This is a genomic window from Pseudomonas sp. MDV22-iso1, from assembly GCF_058145095.1.
The window spans coordinates 1-18,613 of the sequence record NZ_JBYVMF010000048.1; the positions used below are offsets into that span (position 1 = coordinate 1).

Here is an 18,613-nt window from a genome sequence, read left to right on the forward strand (position 1 = left end):
GTGCTGGTGGGGTTCACCTTCCGTATCGTCCAGGATCTGCTCGGCCCTTCGAGCCAGTGATGGGGGATTCATGTGGTGAGGGGATTCATGTGGTGAGGGGATTCAAGTGGTGAGGGGATTCATGTGATGGGGGATTCATGTGGTGAGGGGATTTATGTGGTGAGGGGATTTATCCCCGTTGGAGTGCGAAGCACTCCCCTGTGTCCTTTCTGTTAAACCGGAATCACAGGGTTTACGGCTGCTGCGCAACCGAACGGGGATAAATCCCCTCGCCACATAAAATCTCTGTGTCATTAAGTCTTCTGTCCAACAAATCCCCTCACCACAGTGATTTCGACAGTCATTGAAGGAAGGTGACAGTTACAACCAGCAGGCATCCCAGAGCGGGTAATCGCCGATTTTGTCCACGAGCCCTGCTCTCAAGGGGTTGGCAACGATATAACGAGCGAACGGCAGAAGTTCTTCGCCATCACGAATGGCTCGATCGTGATAGCCGGTTTGCCACAAAGTGCCACGGCGACCGATGGTTTTGTTCACTGCCTGTGCGCATCGGGCTTTGGTAGCACCCATGACATTCCCTAACTTGTCGTCTTGCAGTTGCATCAGCCAATGAAAGTGATCAGGCATCACCACCCAAGCGATTGAATTCACCCGTCCGGAGTCGTGAGCCCGTCGCATTTCTGCGACAAGCAGGCGGCCCAAGCGCCAATCCGAAAATAGTGGTTGGCGATTGTGGATAACTGCGGTGATGAGATAAGCGCGACCGATTTCGGAATGTCTGCCGAAACGCAGGCGATGAGAATTTGGTTGAGTCGGCAATCCATTGCTTCCTTGTGATCTCAAGTGACGCGTTGAGGCTAGTACGCAGTGGTCTATAGCAACGCTGAGACTATTGAGTGAAATTTCCGATTCTTGCGAAGAATTTGGTGAAGTAAGAGTTTTTGTGATTAGGGGGGGCAGAAGTCTTTGTGGCTAGGGGATTTTGTGGTTAGGGGATTTTGTGGCTAGGGGATTTTGTAGTTAGGGGATCTTGTGGTGAGGGGATCTTGTGGTGAGGGGATTTATCCCCGTTGGAGTGCGAAGCGCTCCCCTTGCGTCCTTTCAGTTACATCGGATTCGCAGGGTTTACGGCTGCTGCGCAACCGAACGGGGATAAATCCCCTCGCCACAAGATACCCTTCACTACATAGATACCCTTCACCACATAGATCCCGTTCACTACATAGATCCCGTTCACCACATAGATCCCCTTCCGAAGACGTTCATGCATCTCAATAGAGACAGGCTCTGAAAGGGCTGGGCTAGACGCCTCGAGCGATAAATAAGACCTTGGTAGGGACATGACGATGCACCAATGCTGTGCAATACTCCGCGCCGTTTTAGCAGTGAAAAATCCTACATTAGCCAGGTAATGCCCCTCCGCTAACTGGGCTTTTGCCGAGAGTTCTTGCTGAATGTTGTGGTTTATAGAGTGAAAAAACCTGTAAGAAGCTTTTTATACTGCACGCCCCGCTGATCTTGGAGGTTTTGTCCTACAAGACGGTGCTGCCCACGAAGCAGGACCGGTTTCATGGAAGCAATGGTTTACCAGCCAGCGCTTCGACACTCGGTGGTCATATCCAATAACAAGACGAGGTTGTACCCCTATGCCAGTCGGCAATCATCTGCCCCAAGGCGAGACCGCTCAGGGCGGCCCGCTTAAACGCGAACTCGGCGAACGGCATATTCGTTTGATGGCGCTGGGTGCCTGTATCGGTGTTGGTCTGTTTCTCGGTTCGGCCAAGGCCATCGAAATGGCTGGCCCGGCCATCATGCTGTCCTACATCATCGGCGGTCTGGCGATCCTGGTGATCATGCGCGCCCTCGGCGAGATGGCCGTGCATAACCCGGTCGCCGGCTCGTTCAGCCGTTACGCACAAGACTACCTCGGCCCCTTGGCGGGCTTCCTCACCGGCTGGAACTACTGGTTCCTGTGGCTGGTGACCTGCGTCGCGGAAATCACCGCGGTGGCGGTGTACATGGGCGTCTGGTTCCCCGAAGTACCCCGCTGGATCTGGGCGCTGTCCGCGTTGATCAGCATGGGCACCATCAACCTGATCGCCGTGAAAGCGTTCGGTGAGTTCGAGTTCTGGTTCGCCCTGATCAAGATCGTCACCATCATTGCGATGGTCATCGGCGGTATCGGCGTAATCGCGTTCGGCTTCGGCAACGACGGCGTGGCGCTGGGGATTTCCAATCTCTGGGCCCACGGCGGCTTCATGCCCAATGGCGTGCAAGGCGTGTTGATGTCTCTGCAGATGGTGATGTTTGCCTACCTGGGCGTCGAAATGATCGGCCTGACTGCCGGCGAAGCTAAAAACCCGCAGAAAACCATCCCCAACGCGATCGGCTCGGTGTTCTGGCGGATCCTGCTGTTCTACGTCGGCGCGCTGTTCGTGATCCTGTCGATCTACCCGTGGAACGAAATCGGCACTCAGGGCAGTCCGTTCGTGATGACGTTCGAACGTCTGGGCATCAAGACCGCGGCCGGCATCATCAACTTCGTGGTGATCACTGCAGCGCTGTCCTCGTGCAACGGCGGCATCTTCAGCACCGGGCGCATGCTTTATAGCCTGGCGCAAAATGGTCAGGCCCCGGCAGCGTTCGCCACGACCTCCAGCAATGGAGTGCCGCGTCGCGCGTTGCTGCTGTCGATTGGCGCCCTGCTGCTGGGCGTGCTGCTGAACTACCTGGTGCCTGAGAAGGTGTTCATCTGGGTGACAGCCATTGCGACCTTCGGCGCGATCTGGACCTGGGTGATGATCCTGCTGTCCCAGCTCAAGTTCCGCAGAGGCCTGAGCGCCAGCGAACGTGCAGGCCTCAAGTACAAAATGTGGCTGTTCCCGGTCAGCTCGTACCTGGCGCTGGCGTTCCTGGTGCTGGTGGTCGGCCTGATGGCGTATTTCCCGGACACCCGTGTGGCGCTCTATGTCGGCCCGGCGTTCCTGGCGCTGCTGACCGTATTGTTCTACGTGTTCAAGCTGCAACCGACCAACGCTTCGCAAGGTGCGGCGCGTTCGGCTTAGTAAGTCGTTCGTATGAAATGCAAAAGCCCCGGTCCTGATGGCCGGGGCTTTTGCGTTTTTGATCTTCCATTCTCTGCCGCTCGTCTGAAAGGCAGCCTGACCTGCGATTTATGACAGCAGACACGCTCAAATAAACAGGATCCGAGGGGTGTCGCGTTCAACAACGGGTGAGCCGCATGAGACGCTTGTGGAGAGGGTTTTCCAGCTACACCATAATCGGGGTTGCGAATACGCTGATCCACTGGCAACTCTTTTTCCTGCTGAGCGTGGCGGCCGATCTCAGCCAGGCGCTCAGCAACCTGACGGCGTTCCTCGTCGCGGCCTCTTTCTCTTTCTATATGAACGCACAATTTACCTTCGACTCCAGAGCGTCGACGGGCAGCTATCTGCTGTTTCTGGGAACCATGGGCGCGCTGAGTCTGGGCGTTGGCCATGTCGCTGATGTGTGGAAATTCCCGGGTCTGCTGACCGTGGCACTGTTTTCGGGCCTGAGCCTGGTGCTGGGATTTCTGTTTTCCAAGTACGTTGTGTTTCGCGAGCATGAGCTATGAAGATCTCGCTCATCGTTCCGGTGTTCAACGAAGAGCAGTCGATCAACCTGTTCTACCAGGCGGTGCGGCGCGAGCTGCAGATCGACCACGCTGACGTCGAGATCGTGTTCATCAACGACGGCAGTACCGATCAGACAGCAGAGCAGGCTGCGGCACTCGCACAGGCCGATGAGCAGGTGGTGCTGATCAACTTTTCCCGCAATTTCGGCAAGGAGCCTGCACTGTTCGCCGGGCTGGAATACGCCACCGGCGACGCGGTGATTCCCATGGATGTGGATTTGCAGGACCCGATCAGCGTCATTCCATTACTGATCGAGCAATGGCAAAAAGGGGCAGACGTGGTGCTAGCCAAACGTCGCGACCGCAGCGCTGACAGTTACATGAAGCGTCACAGCGCCACGTTGTTTTACCACCTCCTTAACCGCATTTCGTACACCCGGATCGAAGAGAACGTCGGTGATTTTCGCCTCATGGATCGCAAGGTGGTGGATGTCATCCGCGCGTTGCCCGAGCATCAATTGTTCATGAAGGGCGTGCTGTCCTGGGCCGGGTTCAACACCGTGGTGGTGGAGTACGAGCGTGTCGGGCGAGTGGCAGGAAGCAGCAAGTTCAATGGCTGGAAGCTGTGGAACCTGGCACTGGAAGGCGTGACGTCGTTCAGCACGGTGCCGTTGCGCCTGTGGACCTACATCGGCGGCGCCATTTCGATCTTTGCCGTGATCTATGCGGTGTACATGGTGCTGGACAAGATTTTCTTCGGTAACAGCGTGCCCGGTTACCCCTCGTTGATGACCGCGATCCTGTTTCTCGGTGGAGTGCAATTGATCGGCATCGGCATCCTCGGTGAGTACGTAGGTCGTATCTACATCGAGGCCAAGCATCGACCGCGCTATGTGGTCAAGGACATCGTCGGCGGCAAAAAACGGAACGAGCCTTGATGGGCCGGTTCAGTGACTACTTCACCCGGGAACTGGGGCGCCGTCAGGTCTGGCTGTTTTTTCTGATCGCGATCCTTGTGTATGTCTTGCCGCTGATCCTCGCGGACTATCCCTACATCGATGACAACTGGCGCTCATTGTCCGCCGGCACGGCCTGGGCGGATCAGGGCCGGTTGTTCACGCAGCTGTTCTACAACGCACTGACGTTCAGCGTTGGCGCACCGAACATCTTTCCGTTGCCGCTGCTGATTGCCTCACTGGCCATGGCCTCGGCGTTGACTCGCCTGACTTTTCACTACTGGCCTCAGCCCACAATCGCGGGTTGCCTGGTGGTGTTGCCGCTTTGGTACAACCCGTTTTTTCTGCAGAACCTGTCGTATCAATACGACGGCGCAGGCATGGCATTCAGTATGGTCGCGGTGGTCTACGCAATCAGCTTTGAGCATCCTTCGCGCAACCTGCGATGGCTGGTGCCGGCCTTTTTGATCGCACTGGGGCTTGGGCTTTACCAGGTGAGTTTCAATGTCTTTCTGGGGCTGTGCTGTGTGGAAGTGCTGAGGGCTGCGCAAGACAACGTCAACTGGGAGCAATGGCGCGACCGGGTGGGAGGAAGGATCGCCCAAGCGCTGTTGGGCGCGTTGATTTACGCCGTCAGTGCTTACCCGTTTACCAACCAGAGTCGCACGCTTTTACTGAATTGGGCTGCAAGCCCTTGGCTGCAGGTGTCCACCAACATCAGTCGCGTGCTGGAAAAAGTGCTGCTGCTCTTCCACGGAGGATTCGCTTGGGTGTTCGCCGGCTTGTTGCTGTGCGCGATAGCGGGCGGAGTGCAGGTGGGCGCGCACATTTGGCAACGGCGAGACAGCGGCGCAAAAAAGTGTCTGATCGGCCTGGCGTGCTTGCTGACGCTGCCGATGGTGATGTTGCTGGTGTCGGGCATGGCGCTTTTTTTTCGTGACTTCAACGAAGGCGCCAGAACACTGATGGGGTTCGCGGTGCTGCTGGTGTTGTTGTTCTATCTGAGCCATGTGGCACTCGTCCGCCTGCACCCTCGGCTACCGTTGCTGTTGGTCGTGCCGCTGCTGGCGATGTTGTCGTTGTCGTACGCCTATGGTCGGGTGCTGACGGTGCAGAAAACCTTCGCGGCCAGCGCCCTGGCCAGCCTTCAACACGATATTGCCTCCCATCGCCAGCTACGCGACGCCAAGCGTATCTACTTGTCGGTGACCTATTCCGATCACTGGCTGCGGGGGGCGGCAGGTTCGTTCAGGCAGATGCCGGTGTTGCATTACTTGCTCAACATCGACTTTTTCGTGCTGGCCGAGAACCTGCCGGGCGTGGGCATCACCAACGTCGTCGCGGAGAAGGAACGGCGCAATGCCACGAGGGTGGGGTATCAGGGGTATCCGGCATGGGTGGACAGCCAGTTTTACCGGATCTACCTGATGGGTGATTACGGTTTTATCGTCATGAAAGAGCCATCCCCGATCGACTCGATTCGCTGGTGATGCGCAGGTTAGAACGCGTCCATCAGCAGGATGACGCAATCCCTGACTTGGTATTGGTTGATCTGCGGGACCAGTCGCCGGAAGTGCTCGGTCTGGCAATGAGTGTCCAGTGCCGCCTGATTCGGCCATTGTTCAATGAAGACAAAATGCCCGGGGTTCTTTTGATCGACGAACAGGTCGTAGGCGATGCAATCAGGTTCCAGGCGAGTTTTCTCGACCAGTTCGGCGTACCACGGGCGGACGGTTTCAATGTATTCGGGCTTGATAAAATCCCGGGCGATCACTTTCAGCATCTGGTTCTTCCTTGAGGTAGCGCCAACCTCATGCTGAGGCTGGCGGGAAAATAGTCCTTACGCGGCGGCCACTTCATTGGGCTCAAAACTGTCCGCCCGCGCCATCTGCCACATCCGGGAGTAGAACTCGCCGTTGACTTCGCCGGTCAGTAATTCCCCTGGTTTGAGGAACACATGCAACTGTGAGAACAGCTTGATCTCGGTCGCCGACATGCGCCGTACCAGGTGCTTGGCCGACAGTTGCGAAGGGTGGTCGAGGCCGGCGGCGGCGAGCATTTCAGCCAGTGCCTTGAGGGTATTTCGGTGGAAACTGAATACACGCTGAGCCTTGTCTGGCACCACCAGCGCGCGTTGGCGCAGGGTATCCTGGGTGGCGACGCCGGTCGGGCATTTGTTGGTGTGGCAGCTTTGCGACTGGATGCAGCCGATGGCGAACATGAAGCCGCGCGCCGAGTTGGCCCAGTCGGCGCCGATGGCCAGGACGCTGGCAATGTCGAAGGCGCTGACGATCTTGCCGCTGGCGCCCAGTTTGATCTTGTCGCGCAGGTTCAGGCCGACCAGGGTGTTGTGCACGAACAGCAAACCTTCGCGCATCGGTACGCCGATGTGGTCGGTAAATTCCACGGGCGCAGCGCCGGTGCCGCCTTCCTTACCGTCGACGACGATGAAGTCCGGAAGGATGCCGGTCTCCAGCATGGCTTTGGCGATGCCCATGAACTCCCATGGATGCCCGAGACAGAACTTGAAGCCCACCGGTTTGCCGCCAGACAATTCCCGCAATTGCTGGATGAAATGCATCATTTCGATTGGCGTCGAAAACGCGCTGTGGCGTGACGGCGAGATGCAGTCCTCGCCCATCATGATGCCTCGGGTTTCGGCGATTTCCTGGGTGACCTTGTGCTTGGGCAGGATTCCGCCGTGACCCGGTTTTGCGCCTTGGCTCATCTTGATTTCGATCATTCGCACTTGCGGTGTCTGTGCCTGCGCGGCGAAGCGTTCCGGGTCGAAACGACCGTCCGCAGTACGACAGCCGAAGTAGCCGCTGCCCAGTTCCCAGGTCAGGTCGCCGCCGTGTTCCCGGTGATAGGCGCTGATGCTGCCTTCGCCGGTGTCGTGGGCGAAGTTGCCGAGTTTGGCGCCCTGGTTCAGCGCGCGAATCGCGTTGGCACTGAGGGAACCGAAGCTCATCGCCGAGATGTTGAACACCGAGGCCGAGTAGGGTTGAGTGCATTGCGGGCCACCGACGATCACGCGAAATCCGCTCGGGTCGCTCAAGGGCGCCGGACGCATGGAATGGCCGATGAATTCGAAACCCGATTGATACACGTCGATCAACGTGCCGAAGGGTTTGTCGGCGCTTTCATTCTTGGCACGCGAGTAAACCAGCGAGCGCTGAGCGCGGGAGAAGGGCAGGGCATCGCTGTCGGATTCAAGCAGGTACTGACGAATTTCCGGGCGGATGCCTTCGACCAGGTAGCGGATATTGCCCAGGATCGGATAGTTGCGACGCACGGCGTGAGGGCTTTGCAGCAGGTCGAACAGGCCGATCAGGCTGAGGACGGCGGTGACGGCAGTGAAGGGCCAGAGCCAGTCATGTTCGAGGAAGGGCAGGCTGGCGAGGGTGAACACTACGCAAGCGGCAAAGAAGGCGTAGCGGCTCAGGAGGGACAGGCTCATACGGTTTCCTTGGGTTCGGACTCAACAGTTATTCGGTACGGCTTGAACAGCATTCCGTGGGCGGGAAGCATGTTCCTTTGCCACAGGTCTGCGCATTGTTGCAGAAGTTGCCAGGCATTCTGCGCCTGACAAAAAACTGAAAACACTTCAAGCCGGGATTTTATCCCCAGCATGGCGTGCAAGATTGTGAAGGAATTGTAAGGGCTGGATGAGTTAGAGGGGGCGTGACAGAGAATAGGGATGCTGAATGTGCCATCGCCATCGCGAGCAGGCTCACTCCTACAGGGGATTTTGTTGGACGCAGATCCAGTGTCCACCGCAGATCAAAATGTAGGAGTGAGCCTGCTCGCGATGGGGTCGTGTCAGGCAACCAGGATGCTGAATGTGCCATCGCTATCGCGAGCAGGCTCACTCCTACAGAAATCTCTGCCGGGCACAAGATCCCGGCAACTATCGCGAGCAGGCTTTGCTCTTAAAAATGTTCAACTTGCCGGTTTTGTCTGCCGTATCGGCAATTCAACGCGAAACGTCGTCCCCACCCCAACCTCGCTGCGCACTGAAATCTCCCCCCGGTGTTTTTTCACGATGCCGTAGGACAGCGATAGCCCCAGCCCCGTCCCTTGGCCGACCGGTTTGGTGGTGAAAAACGGGTCAAAGATTTTTTGCAGGTTTTTCGGCGCAATGCCCGCGCCGGTGTCTTCGACTTCTATCCAGACCCTTTCATCGGCCTGCCCGGTACGCAGGGTGAGGGTGCCGCGTTCCGGGCCGATGGCCTGAGACGCGTTGACGATCAGGTTCATGATCACCTGATTGATTTGCGACGGCAGGCATTCGATATCCGGCAGTACCTGATACGCCTTGAGCACATCCGCCTTGTACTTGAGTTCGTTGGCCACGATGTTCAGCGTTGATTCGATACCTTGCTGCAAATTGACCCACTGCCATTCCTCGCTGGCGTCCACGCGGGAGAAATCCTTCAAGTCCTTGACGATCTGTCCGACCCGGTTGATGCCGTCCTTGGACTCCTTGATCAGCAGCGGAATGTCCTCGCGCAGAAACTCCAGCTCGACCTGTTCGCGCAGTTGCTGCAATCGCTCTACGCGTTCGCTGGAGCCGATGGCCTCTTCCGCGTCCCGGTAGGCGTCGAGCATTTCCTGAAGTTGCTTGAAGTAGCCATCCAGGGTGCCAAGGTTGGAAGAAATGAAGCCGATGGGGTTGTTGATTTCATGGGCGACACCGGCCGCGAGTTGTCCCAGGGAGGCGAGTTTTTCCGATTGCACCAGTTGCGACTCAAGCTGTTTGCGCTCGTCGATCTCCTGCTGCACCAGTTGCTCCAGATGGTTCATCTGCAAGGACGCCCGTTCGGTCATGTCCCACTTGGTCAGCAGGGTGTTGGCCATCTGCTGCACTTCGATGTTGTCGAACGGCTTTTTCAGAATCAGCAGACGGTCATGGGCCTGCAGACGGTCCAGCAGTTCGTCCCAGGAATAATCGGAGTAGGCGGTACACACCACCACTTGCAGGCGCGGGTCTTCCTGCCACAGGTGTTCAATGGTTTTCGCGCCGTCCCAACCTTCCGGCATGCGCATATCGACGAAGGCCAGGGCGTAGGGGCGGTTTTCCTGTAATGCCCATTTGAGTTTACCCAGCCCCTCTTGTCCGCCGTATGCCGAGTCCAGCTCGAACAGGGCGCTGGGGGCTTTCACTTCACTGCCGAACAGCGCCGATTCCATCTGGTCCAGTTCCGCGGTCTGCACCGGTTCCGGGGCGAGAATCTTGCGAAAGTCCACGTGGATCGACGGGGTGTCATCGATCAGCAAAACGCGGCGGTTCGAGCGCTCGCTCATGCGTCCTCCGTGACGGATTTCAACGGGATCTGCAACGTGAACAGTGCACCTTTGCCTGGGCCGTCGCTGTGGGCGGTGAGGTGGCCGTTCATCTCGATGGCGGCCAGGGCGCAGCTGTGCAGGCCAAACCCGTGGCCTTCTTTGCGGGTGGTAAAACCGTGGGCGAAGATGCGCGTCATGTTCTCCTCGGCGATGCCTTCGCCGTCGTCCTTGACGCTGACTTGCAGGGTCGTGTCGTCGACGATTTTTACCCCGAGGGTCATTTGCCGCGGACGGTTGCCGAGGTCGGACATGGCGTATTTGGCGTTGCTGATCAGGTTGATCAGGATCAGCAGCAGCCGGTGTTTGTCGCCCATTATCTGCGGCACCTCGCTGTAGTCCTTGATCACGGTGACGTGATGCCGGGTCAGGGCGCCGGAGTTCATGCGCAAGGCGTCTTCGAGCAGTTCGCTGATGTGCAGCGGTTCCATCAGGCTGTTGGCGCCCGCGTAGGATTGCTGGGTCGCGACGATGTCCTTGATGTGGTCGACACTCTTGCTCAGCTGCGCGAGTTCCTCGGTCATGCCTTGCTGTTCCAGGGCAATGGCCTCCACCAGTTGATTCAGGTAACCGGGCAGCAATTTGCCTTTCTCGTCCTGGGTCAGAAACGTGCCGAGATCCCCCGGGTGCTCGTTGATCAGCTGCATGGCTTTGCCCAGGCCCAGGGCTTTGCTGCCGCGCAGTTTGCGGGTGACCAGGTCGGCCGAGATGTTCACGCTGTTGAGAACGTTGCCGACGTTGTGCAGCACGTTGGTGGCGATCTCGGCCATGCCGGCCTGGCGTGCGGTGTCGAGCAGCTCGCTTTGGGTGTCCCTGAGTTCGCGGGTGCGCTCTTCTACCCGCCGTTCGAGATCGTCGTTGGCCGATTGCAGGGCTTTGTTGACACGATTGATGATCGTGAAACTGCGCATCAAATGAATCGCCAGGTAGACCAGCAACAACACCAGCAGGACTGAAAAAACCAGCATGTAAAAGTGGTAGCGCTGGTCGACCGCATCGGAGCGCTGCTGATCCGTATTCAGCAGGCTGGTGATGTCGTCCAGGCGTTTGGCCACGGGCACGGCTTCGATGTTTTCCAGCAACCGGTTGACCACCGGTTGTTCCTGCAGGATCAGTGAAACGTGCTTGCTGAGGATATCGATCGGACCGTGGAACTGTTCAGGCAAACGTTGTTTGTTCACCTGCAGTTTGTTCAGCCCCAGCAGAATGTCAGCCGCCTTGTCGTCGGAGGTGACCTGGGCGAATTCCAGGCTGCTCAACAGCAAATCGTAGGTGTCGGTGGCGATGTTTTGCAGCTGCAGTTTGTCCCCGTCCATCAGTTGCGCGAGCTGTTCCTGAATGTCGTCCTCGGCGACGGACAGGAACGCCAGCGAGTTGCGCAGCACGGCATTGTGCGACTTGAACTGCTCCACCAGCCGGGTCTTTTCCTGCAGATCATTGAGGAAGGCGTCATGGCTGTCACGCCAGGTGGCCGAGTCATTGCGCCCGTGGCCGGACTCCATCGCCTGGAACTGTTGCCACAGCTGGGTCATCTCGGTTAGTGGTGTGACCAGTGGATCGTAGTTGTGATTGGTGGCGATCCTGGCCTTGAGGATTTCGGTTTCCCATTGTGCGTTCAGTTGTTTGATCCGGCCGACCAGATCCCTTGATTCGGCATAGATCATCGCCTGGTTCGAATTGGATTTGAGGTACAGGAATAGCAGCGTCGAGGCCAGCATCAGGGCGACGATGCCGAGCAGCGCCAGGTTGCGGCGTTGAGACAGTCTCATAGGGGTTTACCTCCCCATTCGCCGGTCAGGGTCTTGAGGAATTTGACGATCAGGGTTTTGTCCTCCGCAGAAGGAATGCGACCGAGTTGGTACTTGAACATCACATCCACCGCCTCTTCGAGAGTCCTGGCGGAGCCGTCATGAAAGTACGGTGCGGTGACCGCAACATTGCGCAAGCTCGGTACTTTGAACACGTTGCGGTCCTCATCGTCCTTGGTCACCAGATAACGGCCCAGGTCTGACTCGACAGGTTTTCCCCGCGCCTGGAAGTAATCGCCCATCACACCGAACTTCTGGAACATGTTGCCGCCGATGTTCACCCCTTGGTGGCAAGCGATGCAGCCGTACTCTTTGAAGCGTTGGTAGCCGTACTTTTCATCCGTGGTGAGAATGTCGGTATTGCCTTGCAGGTATTGGTCGAAGCGCGAGTTGGCACTGATCAGCGTGCGTTCGTAGCTGGCCAGGGCGTTTTGCACATTGGTCATGTTCACGCCGTCCGGGTATGCGTTGGCGAATAAGGCCCGGTAAGCCGGATCGGCAGACAGCGTTTGCACCACGTGTTCCCAGTTGCTGCCCATTTCGCTGGGGCTTTGCACAACCTCATGAACCTGGGTTTCCAACGTGTCGGCGCGACCGTTCCAGAACTGCCGAAAGTTCAGGCTCGCGTTGAACACGCTGGGGGTGTTGACGCCCACCGCAAGCCCGGTGAAACCGATGGAGAAGGCTTTGTTATCGGCGCCACCGGTCTCCAGTTGATGGCAGCTTGAGCAGGACAACGAGCCGTTGACCGACAAACGCGGTTCGTTGAACAACTGACGACCCAGTTCGACCCGCAGCGGATTCTGCTTGGGAATGGCTGGCAAGGGTTTGAGCGGCTCATCCAGTGGCGCGGCGCTCACGCACAGGCAAAGTCCGAACAGCGGTAAAAGCAGCAGGTGCCGAAAGGCGGGCGACATCGGTTGGTTCCTTGGCGGATGGCCTGAGTGTCGTTGAGCCTTGTTCACGGAGTGACAGATGAAGAGGGCTTCACCGATTCCAGATACTGGACGAACGCCTCAGGCGTTACAGCTTTGCTGAAGTAATAGCCCTGACCTTCTTCACAATGGTGGGACTTGAGGAAATCCAGCTGTTCGAGGGTTTCCACGCCTTCGGCAATGATGATCAGTTTCAGACTGCGCCCAAGGCTGATGATGGCGCTGACCAGGGCAGCGTCATTGCTGTCACAGCTCAAGCCGCGAATGAACGACTGATCGATTTTCAGCACGTCGATGGGAAAGCGCCGCAGATAACTCAGGCTGGAATAACCCGTGCCGAAGTCATCGATGGCCAGCCGCACCCCCAATGCCTTGATCCGGTTCAGGGACGTGACGGTGGCCTCGATGTTCTGCATGAGGACGCCTTCGGTGATTTCCAGTTCCAGCGAGGCGGGGTCCATGCCCGTCTGCGCGAGGATCTGTTCGATGCCCTCGACAAAGTCCCGCTGACGGAAATCGATGGCCGAGATATTGACCGACATGCAGAGCGTCGGCAGCCCTGCGTCCCGCCAAGCACAGGTTTGCCGGCAGGCTTCGGCCAGCACCCATTTGCTCAACTGGACAATCAGGCCGCTGTCTTCGGCGACCCCGATGAACGCTGAGGGGTAGACCAATCCGTTTCCGGGTTTCTGCCAGCGAATCAACGCCTCGGCGCCCACCACCTGGCCGCTGGCAAGGTCGAGTTTGGGTTGGTAATGCAGGACGAATTCATTGCGTTCCAGAGCCAGGCGAATACCGGTCTCGATGCTTTGCTGATCCCGGGCGCGCTGGTTCATTTCGTCGATGAAAAAGCGGAAATCGTTCGGGCCGCTTTCCTTGACGTTGCGCATCGCGGTTTCGGCTTTCTTGATCAGCGAGATGGCGTCGAAGCCATCGTCGGGGTAAATGCTGATGCCCACACTGGCGGTCACGCTCAGGTCGTGGCCGGCGATGTGTTGCGGCGCGCGAATCGCCTTCAACAGTTTTTCGGCGATGCCCTTGGTCTGCTGGGGGTGACGGATATCGGCAAGGATCACCACGAATTCGTCCGAGCCGTAGCGAAACACCGAGTCGGACTCACGCACCGTCGCCACCAGATTGCGGCCGACCTGTTTGAGCATCTCGTCACCGGCGGGATGGCCCAGGGCGTTGTTGATGCGCTTGAAGCGGTCAAGCCCAAGAAACATCACCGCCAGTTGTTTGTCATGGCGCCGGGACAGGGCAAGTGACTGGTTCAGTCGATCTCCCAGCAAGGTGCTGTTGGGCAGTTCAGTGAGCACGTCGTACTGCAACAAGTGCGACACTTTCAGCAGTTCGTGGACCCGGGCCTCGATGGTTTGTTCCAGGCTCAGGACCTTCATTGCCGCATCCTGGGTCATCTGCCATTTCCAGGTCATGGCACTGGCCATCTGACGGATTTCCAGGCTGTCGAAGGGCTTCTTAAGCACCAGCAACTGGTCGCCGAATTCCAGACGCTCGGCCATGTCTTCCCAGGTGTAGTCGGAGTAAGCGGTGCACAGCGCAATTTGCAGGTGCGGGTCGGCTTTCCACAACTGTTCGATGGTTTCCAGCCCATCCCAGCCCGGCGGCATGCGCATGTCGATGAACGCCATGGCATACGGCCGGCCTTCATCCAGTGCGCATTGGACCCGATGAAGCGCTTCCTGGCCCTGATAGGCCGAGTCGAGCTGGAACGTCAGGCGATCAAGGGGCAGCGTGCCGAACAAGGCTTCTTCCGTGCCCGCCAGCGCTTGTTCGTCGTCGACCGGGGCACCCAGGATCTTGCGAAAGTCCTCATGAATCGAGGGCGTGTCGTCGATGATCAGAATGCGCCGGTTGGTTCGCACGAAAGGCGTTTTCATCCCTTGTCCTCCGTGGAGCGTTGCGGGTTGTCCAGAATCGGTCCGATGTCGTGGCTCGGTGGCACGATACTGCCGGCCTTCAGCAGCTCGGCGGCCTGCTGACTGGTGACGGCTTTACTGAAGTAATAACCCTGGGCATTCATCGGTGAACCCGTCGCCATCAACGAGCTGCGTTGCTCCTGGGTCTCGACGCCCTCGGCAATGATGCCGATCCCGACCTCCCGGGCGAAGTTGATGATGGCGCGCAACGTGTTGGCACTGGCCGGGTCGCGGACGGCGGTGTCGATGAAGGTTTGCGTGAGCTTCAGGTGATTGACCTGATAGGTCTTGAGGTAATCGAACGAGGAGTACTCCGTGCCGAAGTCATCGATGGCAATCTTTACCCCGAGCTCGCGCAGACGCGGCAGCACATCGTTGTGGGTCCATTTGGTCTGGGCCAGGGTGGCTTCGGTGACGTCAAAGCGCAGGTCCCACGGACAGAGTTCCCAGCGTGCGGTGGTGCGCAGCACGTCATAGATCAGCTCCGGACCACTCTTGAGTTGCGCCAGGGACAACTTGATTGCAATGACCGGCGGCGCCATGCCCTGGTCGCGCCATTGGCGCATTTGCTGGCAGGCGCGATCCAGCACCCAGTGACCGAGGGCAACGATGGTGCCGGTTTTTTCCGCCGCGGGCAGAAACGTCGAGGCTTCCAGCAACCCGCGCTCGGGGTGGTTCCAGCTGACCTGCGCTTCCATGCCGAGGATCTTGCCGCTGCTCAGGTCCACTTCCGGCCAGTAATGCAGTTCAAGTTCCTGGCGGTCTATGGCTTCTCTCAGGTCGGTGGCGATGGTCATGCGCTCGACCACCTCCCGATTGATCTCCTCGGAGTGGAAATGGTACTGGTTGCGGCCTTTTTCCTTGGAGCGATACAGCGCCATGTCGGCCTGGGTCAGCAGGGAGTCGGCGCTGGTGCATAAGGGGCTGTAGAGGCTGATGCCGATACTCACAGACACCCGCACGTCGTTGCCGGCCAGGGCGTAAGGCAGCACCAGCGCATCGCGGACCTTGGCGGCAAGGGCCGCGGCGTGGGTCGGGTCACTGACCTCCAGTTGCAGGATGGCGAACTCGTCTCCGCCGAGGCGGGCGACCACATCGTTTTCACGCACGCAGGCCCGGATCCGGTCGGCAACTTCTTTCAGCAACAAGTCGCCGACCGGGTGCCCCAGAGAATCGTTGATGCGCTTGAAGTGATCCAGATCCAGGTAAAACATGGCAAACGCTGTCGCGCCCCTTCGCGCGGCCGCGAACGCCTGGTGCAGCCGCTCGATCAATGTGGCGCGGTTGGCCAGTCCGGTCAGGCCGTCGGTGCGCGCCAGCAGGGCGATTTTCTCTTCCGCCAGTTTGCGTTCGGTGATGTCGATGATGATGCCTTCGACCTCCAGCAAACGGCCGTCATCGTCGCGCACCGGGATGTAACGGTTTTCGACCCAACGCCAGGCGTCATTGGCCGTACGCATCCTGAACTCGATGGACGCGCCTGCCGCATGACGATCCAGCACCCGGGCCATGGCGGTGTCGACCTTCGATTGATCGTCGGGATGAATCAGTTCCCGGGCCCAGTTGGCCGACGCCACGAGGTTCGCCGCGACGTGCCCGTACTTGGTGATGTTGTGGGAGATGTACATCAGTGGGAACGATGGCTCACCGCGCAGCCGGTACAGGATGGTCGGGCTGTTCTGCACAATGATGTTGGCATCGGACAGCTCCCGGGTACGCTCTTCGACGGCTTGCTCCAACAGCGACATCTTCAGCGCCGCGTCTTCGGTCATCTGCCACTTGGCGGTCAGCGCGCTGGCGATCTGGCGGATTTCGATGGCATCGAAGGGTTTTTTCAGAATCAGCAGGCGGTCACCCAGGTCCAGACGCTCGTCGATGTCTTCCCAGGAGTAGTCGGAATAGGCGGTGCAGAGCGCCACTTGCAGCTTGGGATCGACTTGCCACAGCCGTTCGATGGTCTCCAGCCCATCCCAGCCAGGGGGCATGCGCATGTCGATGAAGGCCATCGCGTAGGGCAGATCGTTGGCCAGCGCCGTCTCGACCTTGTCCAGTGCCTCGAGGCCCTGGAACGCCGAATCGAGTACGAAACTTTGCAGTGACATCGCCGCCGGTGTACCGAACAGGGCATTTTCGGAACTGATCAGGCGGTCATCATTGAACGTGGGAGGGCTGAGGATTTTGACGAAGTCTGCATGGATCGAGACAGTATCGTCGACGATAAGAATCCGTCGGTTAGTGCGCGCGAGCAGCGTATTCATCGCCATGCGCGGCCACTGTGAGTGAGTTGATGGGTTGTGTTCATAGGACGGGCATCCTTTCCCTGACCACCTGCCGAACGTACAGATATGGATCCGAGTCATCTGAGCATAGTCCTCTGCGGGGGACTTCGCTTTAGTTGGATGGAATCATTTTGCGGAGCAGGCTGAAAATCATCTAGCCTGTAGGTCAGGCTCCGACAATAGGGGATGTTGATTCGGGGCCTGACACAGCGCAATGGTTGTTTCACACGAGGTACGCCATGGAAGAGCAACTCCCCACGCCTTTGACCTACAAACCCACCGTGTTGCTGGTTGATGATGAGGAGTCGATTCTCAACAGCCTGCGACGCCTGTTACGTAGCCAACCTTACAACGTGCTGCTGGCCACCAGCGGTGCCCAGGCCCTGGAAATCTTGGCGCAACAGCCCATCGATCTGGTGATGAGCGATGCGCGCATGCCCAACATGGATGGCGCCACCTTGTTGGCTTACGTCCATCTGCATTACCCCCACACCATCCGCATCATGCTCACCGGCTATGCAGATCCGTCGGCCATTATCAAAGCCATCAATGAAGGACAGATTCATCGTTACATCAGCAAACCCTGGCACGATGAGGAACTGCTCCTGACGTTGCGCCAATCCCTCGCGTATCAACATTCCGAGCGTGAACGGGTGCGCCTGGTGCAGGAAACGCGTGATCAGAACGAGCAATTGAAGCAGCTCAACGCCACCCTGGAAAAACACGTCGCCTCCCGCACTGCCGAGCTGCAGCAGACCGCTGACATGCTTGACCTGGCGTACGAGGAACTCAAACACAGCTACGTCACGGGCACCGAGGTGTTTTCGCTGCTGGCCAACCTGCGGTTGCCGCCGGCCAAGCAGACCAATCGGCAGATCATCGAGTTGGTGCGGGTCTACTGCAAACGGCATGGACTGGACGAAGGCAGCAGTCGCGACCTGACCATGGCGGCGGCGCTCTACAACATTGGCAAGCTGAGCTGGACCGACAGCATGATGACCGCCCCGGCGGACCTGCTGCATCACAACGATCGCGAGCGTTATCGCGGTTATCCGAAGCAGAGTGAATCGCTGTTGATGACCCTTGATCCGATGAAGGACGCGGCGCGGCTGATTCTTCACCATCAGGAGCGCTGGGACGGCAACGGCTTTCCCGACCGGCTCAAGGGTGAGGCGATTCCTTTCGGTTCGCGGCTGCTGAAACTGGCGGTGGATTTCATCGAGTTGCAGCGAGGCCTGATTCTTGAGCGGCAGATGAACAGCGATGAAGCGCTGGTGTACATCCGCAGCTATGCCGGGCGGCTTTATGATCCTGAGATGGTGGAGGATTTCATTCAGGTGTGTGCGGCGTATCTCAGTGATGTGTCGTTGGCTGATCCTTTGGTCAAGGTGCTGACCACTCGGGAGGTGGCGGCGGGCATGATCCTGGCGCGCAACCTGAATGCTGATAACGGCATGCTGCTGTTGAATGCGGGCAAGGTGTTGAATGGGGCGTTGGTGGAGAAGTTGATTGCCTTTGAAGCGATGGAGGGGGCGAAGTACAGTATTTTTGTGAAGGAGCCGGAAGCGTTGTCGGGCGCGATTCTTGAGGCGGGTGAGGTGTCGCGATAACGGCCTGACAGCCAATCATTTCTCGGCTGTACCCGAACCAAACTGTTGGAGCTGGCTTGCCGGCGATGGCGCTCTTACAGCCAACCCATATCTCACTGATCCACCCGGATCAAACTGTAGGAG

13 protein-coding genes are annotated in these 18,613 nt (G+C 58.3%); 5 read left to right on the forward strand and 8 right to left on the reverse strand.

What is annotated here, in order from left to right; genetic code table 11:
• Window positions 1-360: 360 nt before the first annotated feature.
• Window positions 361-819 (reverse strand): REP-associated tyrosine transposase, encoded by a 459-nt coding sequence (locus tag AC3ZVB_RS28710; RefSeq protein WP_162438756.1) that lies wholly within the window; start codon window positions 817-819, stop codon window positions 361-363.
• Window positions 820-1,646: 827 nt separating this feature from the next.
• Between AC3ZVB_RS28710 and AC3ZVB_RS28715 the strand changes: the two genes are divergently transcribed.
• The 4 genes from AC3ZVB_RS28715 to AC3ZVB_RS28730 all read left to right on the forward strand — a co-directional run bounded on the left by AC3ZVB_RS28715 (window position 1,647) and on the right by AC3ZVB_RS28730 (window position 6,062).
• A complete protein-coding gene (locus tag AC3ZVB_RS28715) occupies window positions 1,647-3,065 on the forward strand; it encodes an amino acid permease (RefSeq protein ID WP_194692649.1) in 1,419 nt (472 codons plus the stop codon).
• A 176-nt stretch (window positions 3,066-3,241) separates the two neighbouring features.
• Complete coding sequence (locus AC3ZVB_RS28720; RefSeq protein ID WP_490148441.1) at window positions 3,242-3,616, forward strand: GtrA family protein; 375 nt, start codon at window positions 3,242-3,244, stop codon at window positions 3,614-3,616.
• On the forward strand, window positions 3,613-4,554 hold the full coding sequence (locus AC3ZVB_RS28725) for a glycosyltransferase family 2 protein (RefSeq protein ID WP_490148442.1): 942 nt from the start codon (window positions 3,613-3,615) through the stop codon (window positions 4,552-4,554). The genes AC3ZVB_RS28720 and AC3ZVB_RS28725 overlap by 4 nt, the downstream gene beginning before the upstream one ends.
• Window positions 4,554-6,062, forward strand: coding sequence for a glucosyltransferase domain-containing protein (locus AC3ZVB_RS28730; protein ID WP_490148443.1), 1,509 nt, complete (start codon window positions 4,554-4,556; stop codon window positions 6,060-6,062). The genes AC3ZVB_RS28725 and AC3ZVB_RS28730 overlap by 1 nt, the downstream gene beginning before the upstream one ends.
• Before the next feature lie 8 nt (window positions 6,063-6,070).
• Here AC3ZVB_RS28730 and AC3ZVB_RS28735 read toward each other — a convergent pair whose 3' ends face one another.
• From AC3ZVB_RS28735 to AC3ZVB_RS28765, 7 genes are all read right to left on the reverse strand, one after another.
• Complete coding sequence (locus AC3ZVB_RS28735; RefSeq protein ID WP_490148444.1) at window positions 6,071-6,355, reverse strand: putative quinol monooxygenase; 285 nt, start codon at window positions 6,353-6,355, stop codon at window positions 6,071-6,073.
• Window positions 6,356-6,412: 57 nt separating this feature from the next.
• The gene (locus tag AC3ZVB_RS28740) at window positions 6,413-8,032 is read right to left on the reverse strand and encodes an FMN-binding glutamate synthase family protein (protein WP_162438762.1); all 1,620 of its coding nucleotides are present in this window, start codon (window positions 8,030-8,032) and stop codon (window positions 6,413-6,415) included.
• Window positions 8,033-8,514: 482 nt separating this feature from the next.
• Window positions 8,515-9,879, reverse strand: a complete 1,365-nt coding sequence (locus tag AC3ZVB_RS28745) for an ATP-binding protein (RefSeq protein ID WP_490148445.1) — start codon at window positions 9,877-9,879, stop codon at window positions 8,515-8,517.
• Window positions 9,876-11,687: a DAHL domain-containing protein gene (locus tag AC3ZVB_RS28750; protein ID WP_490148446.1), complete on the reverse strand. Its 1,812-nt coding sequence runs from the start codon at window positions 11,685-11,687 to the stop codon at window positions 9,876-9,878. Before AC3ZVB_RS28750 ends, AC3ZVB_RS28745 begins: the two co-directional genes overlap by 4 nt.
• Window positions 11,684-12,643, reverse strand: a complete 960-nt coding sequence (locus AC3ZVB_RS28755; RefSeq protein ID WP_490148447.1) for a cytochrome-c peroxidase — start codon at window positions 12,641-12,643, stop codon at window positions 11,684-11,686. The genes AC3ZVB_RS28750 and AC3ZVB_RS28755 overlap by 4 nt, the downstream gene beginning before the upstream one ends.
• Window positions 12,644-12,687: 44 nt before the next feature.
• Complete coding sequence (locus tag AC3ZVB_RS28760; RefSeq protein ID WP_490148448.1) at window positions 12,688-14,562, reverse strand: putative bifunctional diguanylate cyclase/phosphodiesterase; 1,875 nt, start codon at window positions 14,560-14,562, stop codon at window positions 12,688-12,690.
• Window positions 14,559-16,865: a putative bifunctional diguanylate cyclase/phosphodiesterase gene (locus tag AC3ZVB_RS28765; RefSeq protein WP_490148449.1), complete on the reverse strand. Its 2,307-nt coding sequence runs from the start codon at window positions 16,863-16,865 to the stop codon at window positions 14,559-14,561. Before AC3ZVB_RS28765 ends, AC3ZVB_RS28760 begins: the two co-directional genes overlap by 4 nt.
• Window positions 16,866-17,119: 254 nt before the next feature.
• On the opposite strand from AC3ZVB_RS28765, the gene nosR reads away from it, so the two are divergent.
• Window positions 17,120-18,490 carry a response regulator c-di-GMP phosphodiesterase, NosR family gene (gene nosR / locus AC3ZVB_RS28770; RefSeq protein ID WP_162441191.1) on the forward strand — a complete coding sequence of 457 codons (1,371 nt, stop codon included), beginning with the start codon at window positions 17,120-17,122 and terminating at the stop codon, window positions 18,488-18,490.
• Window positions 18,491-18,613: the final 123 nt, after the last annotated feature.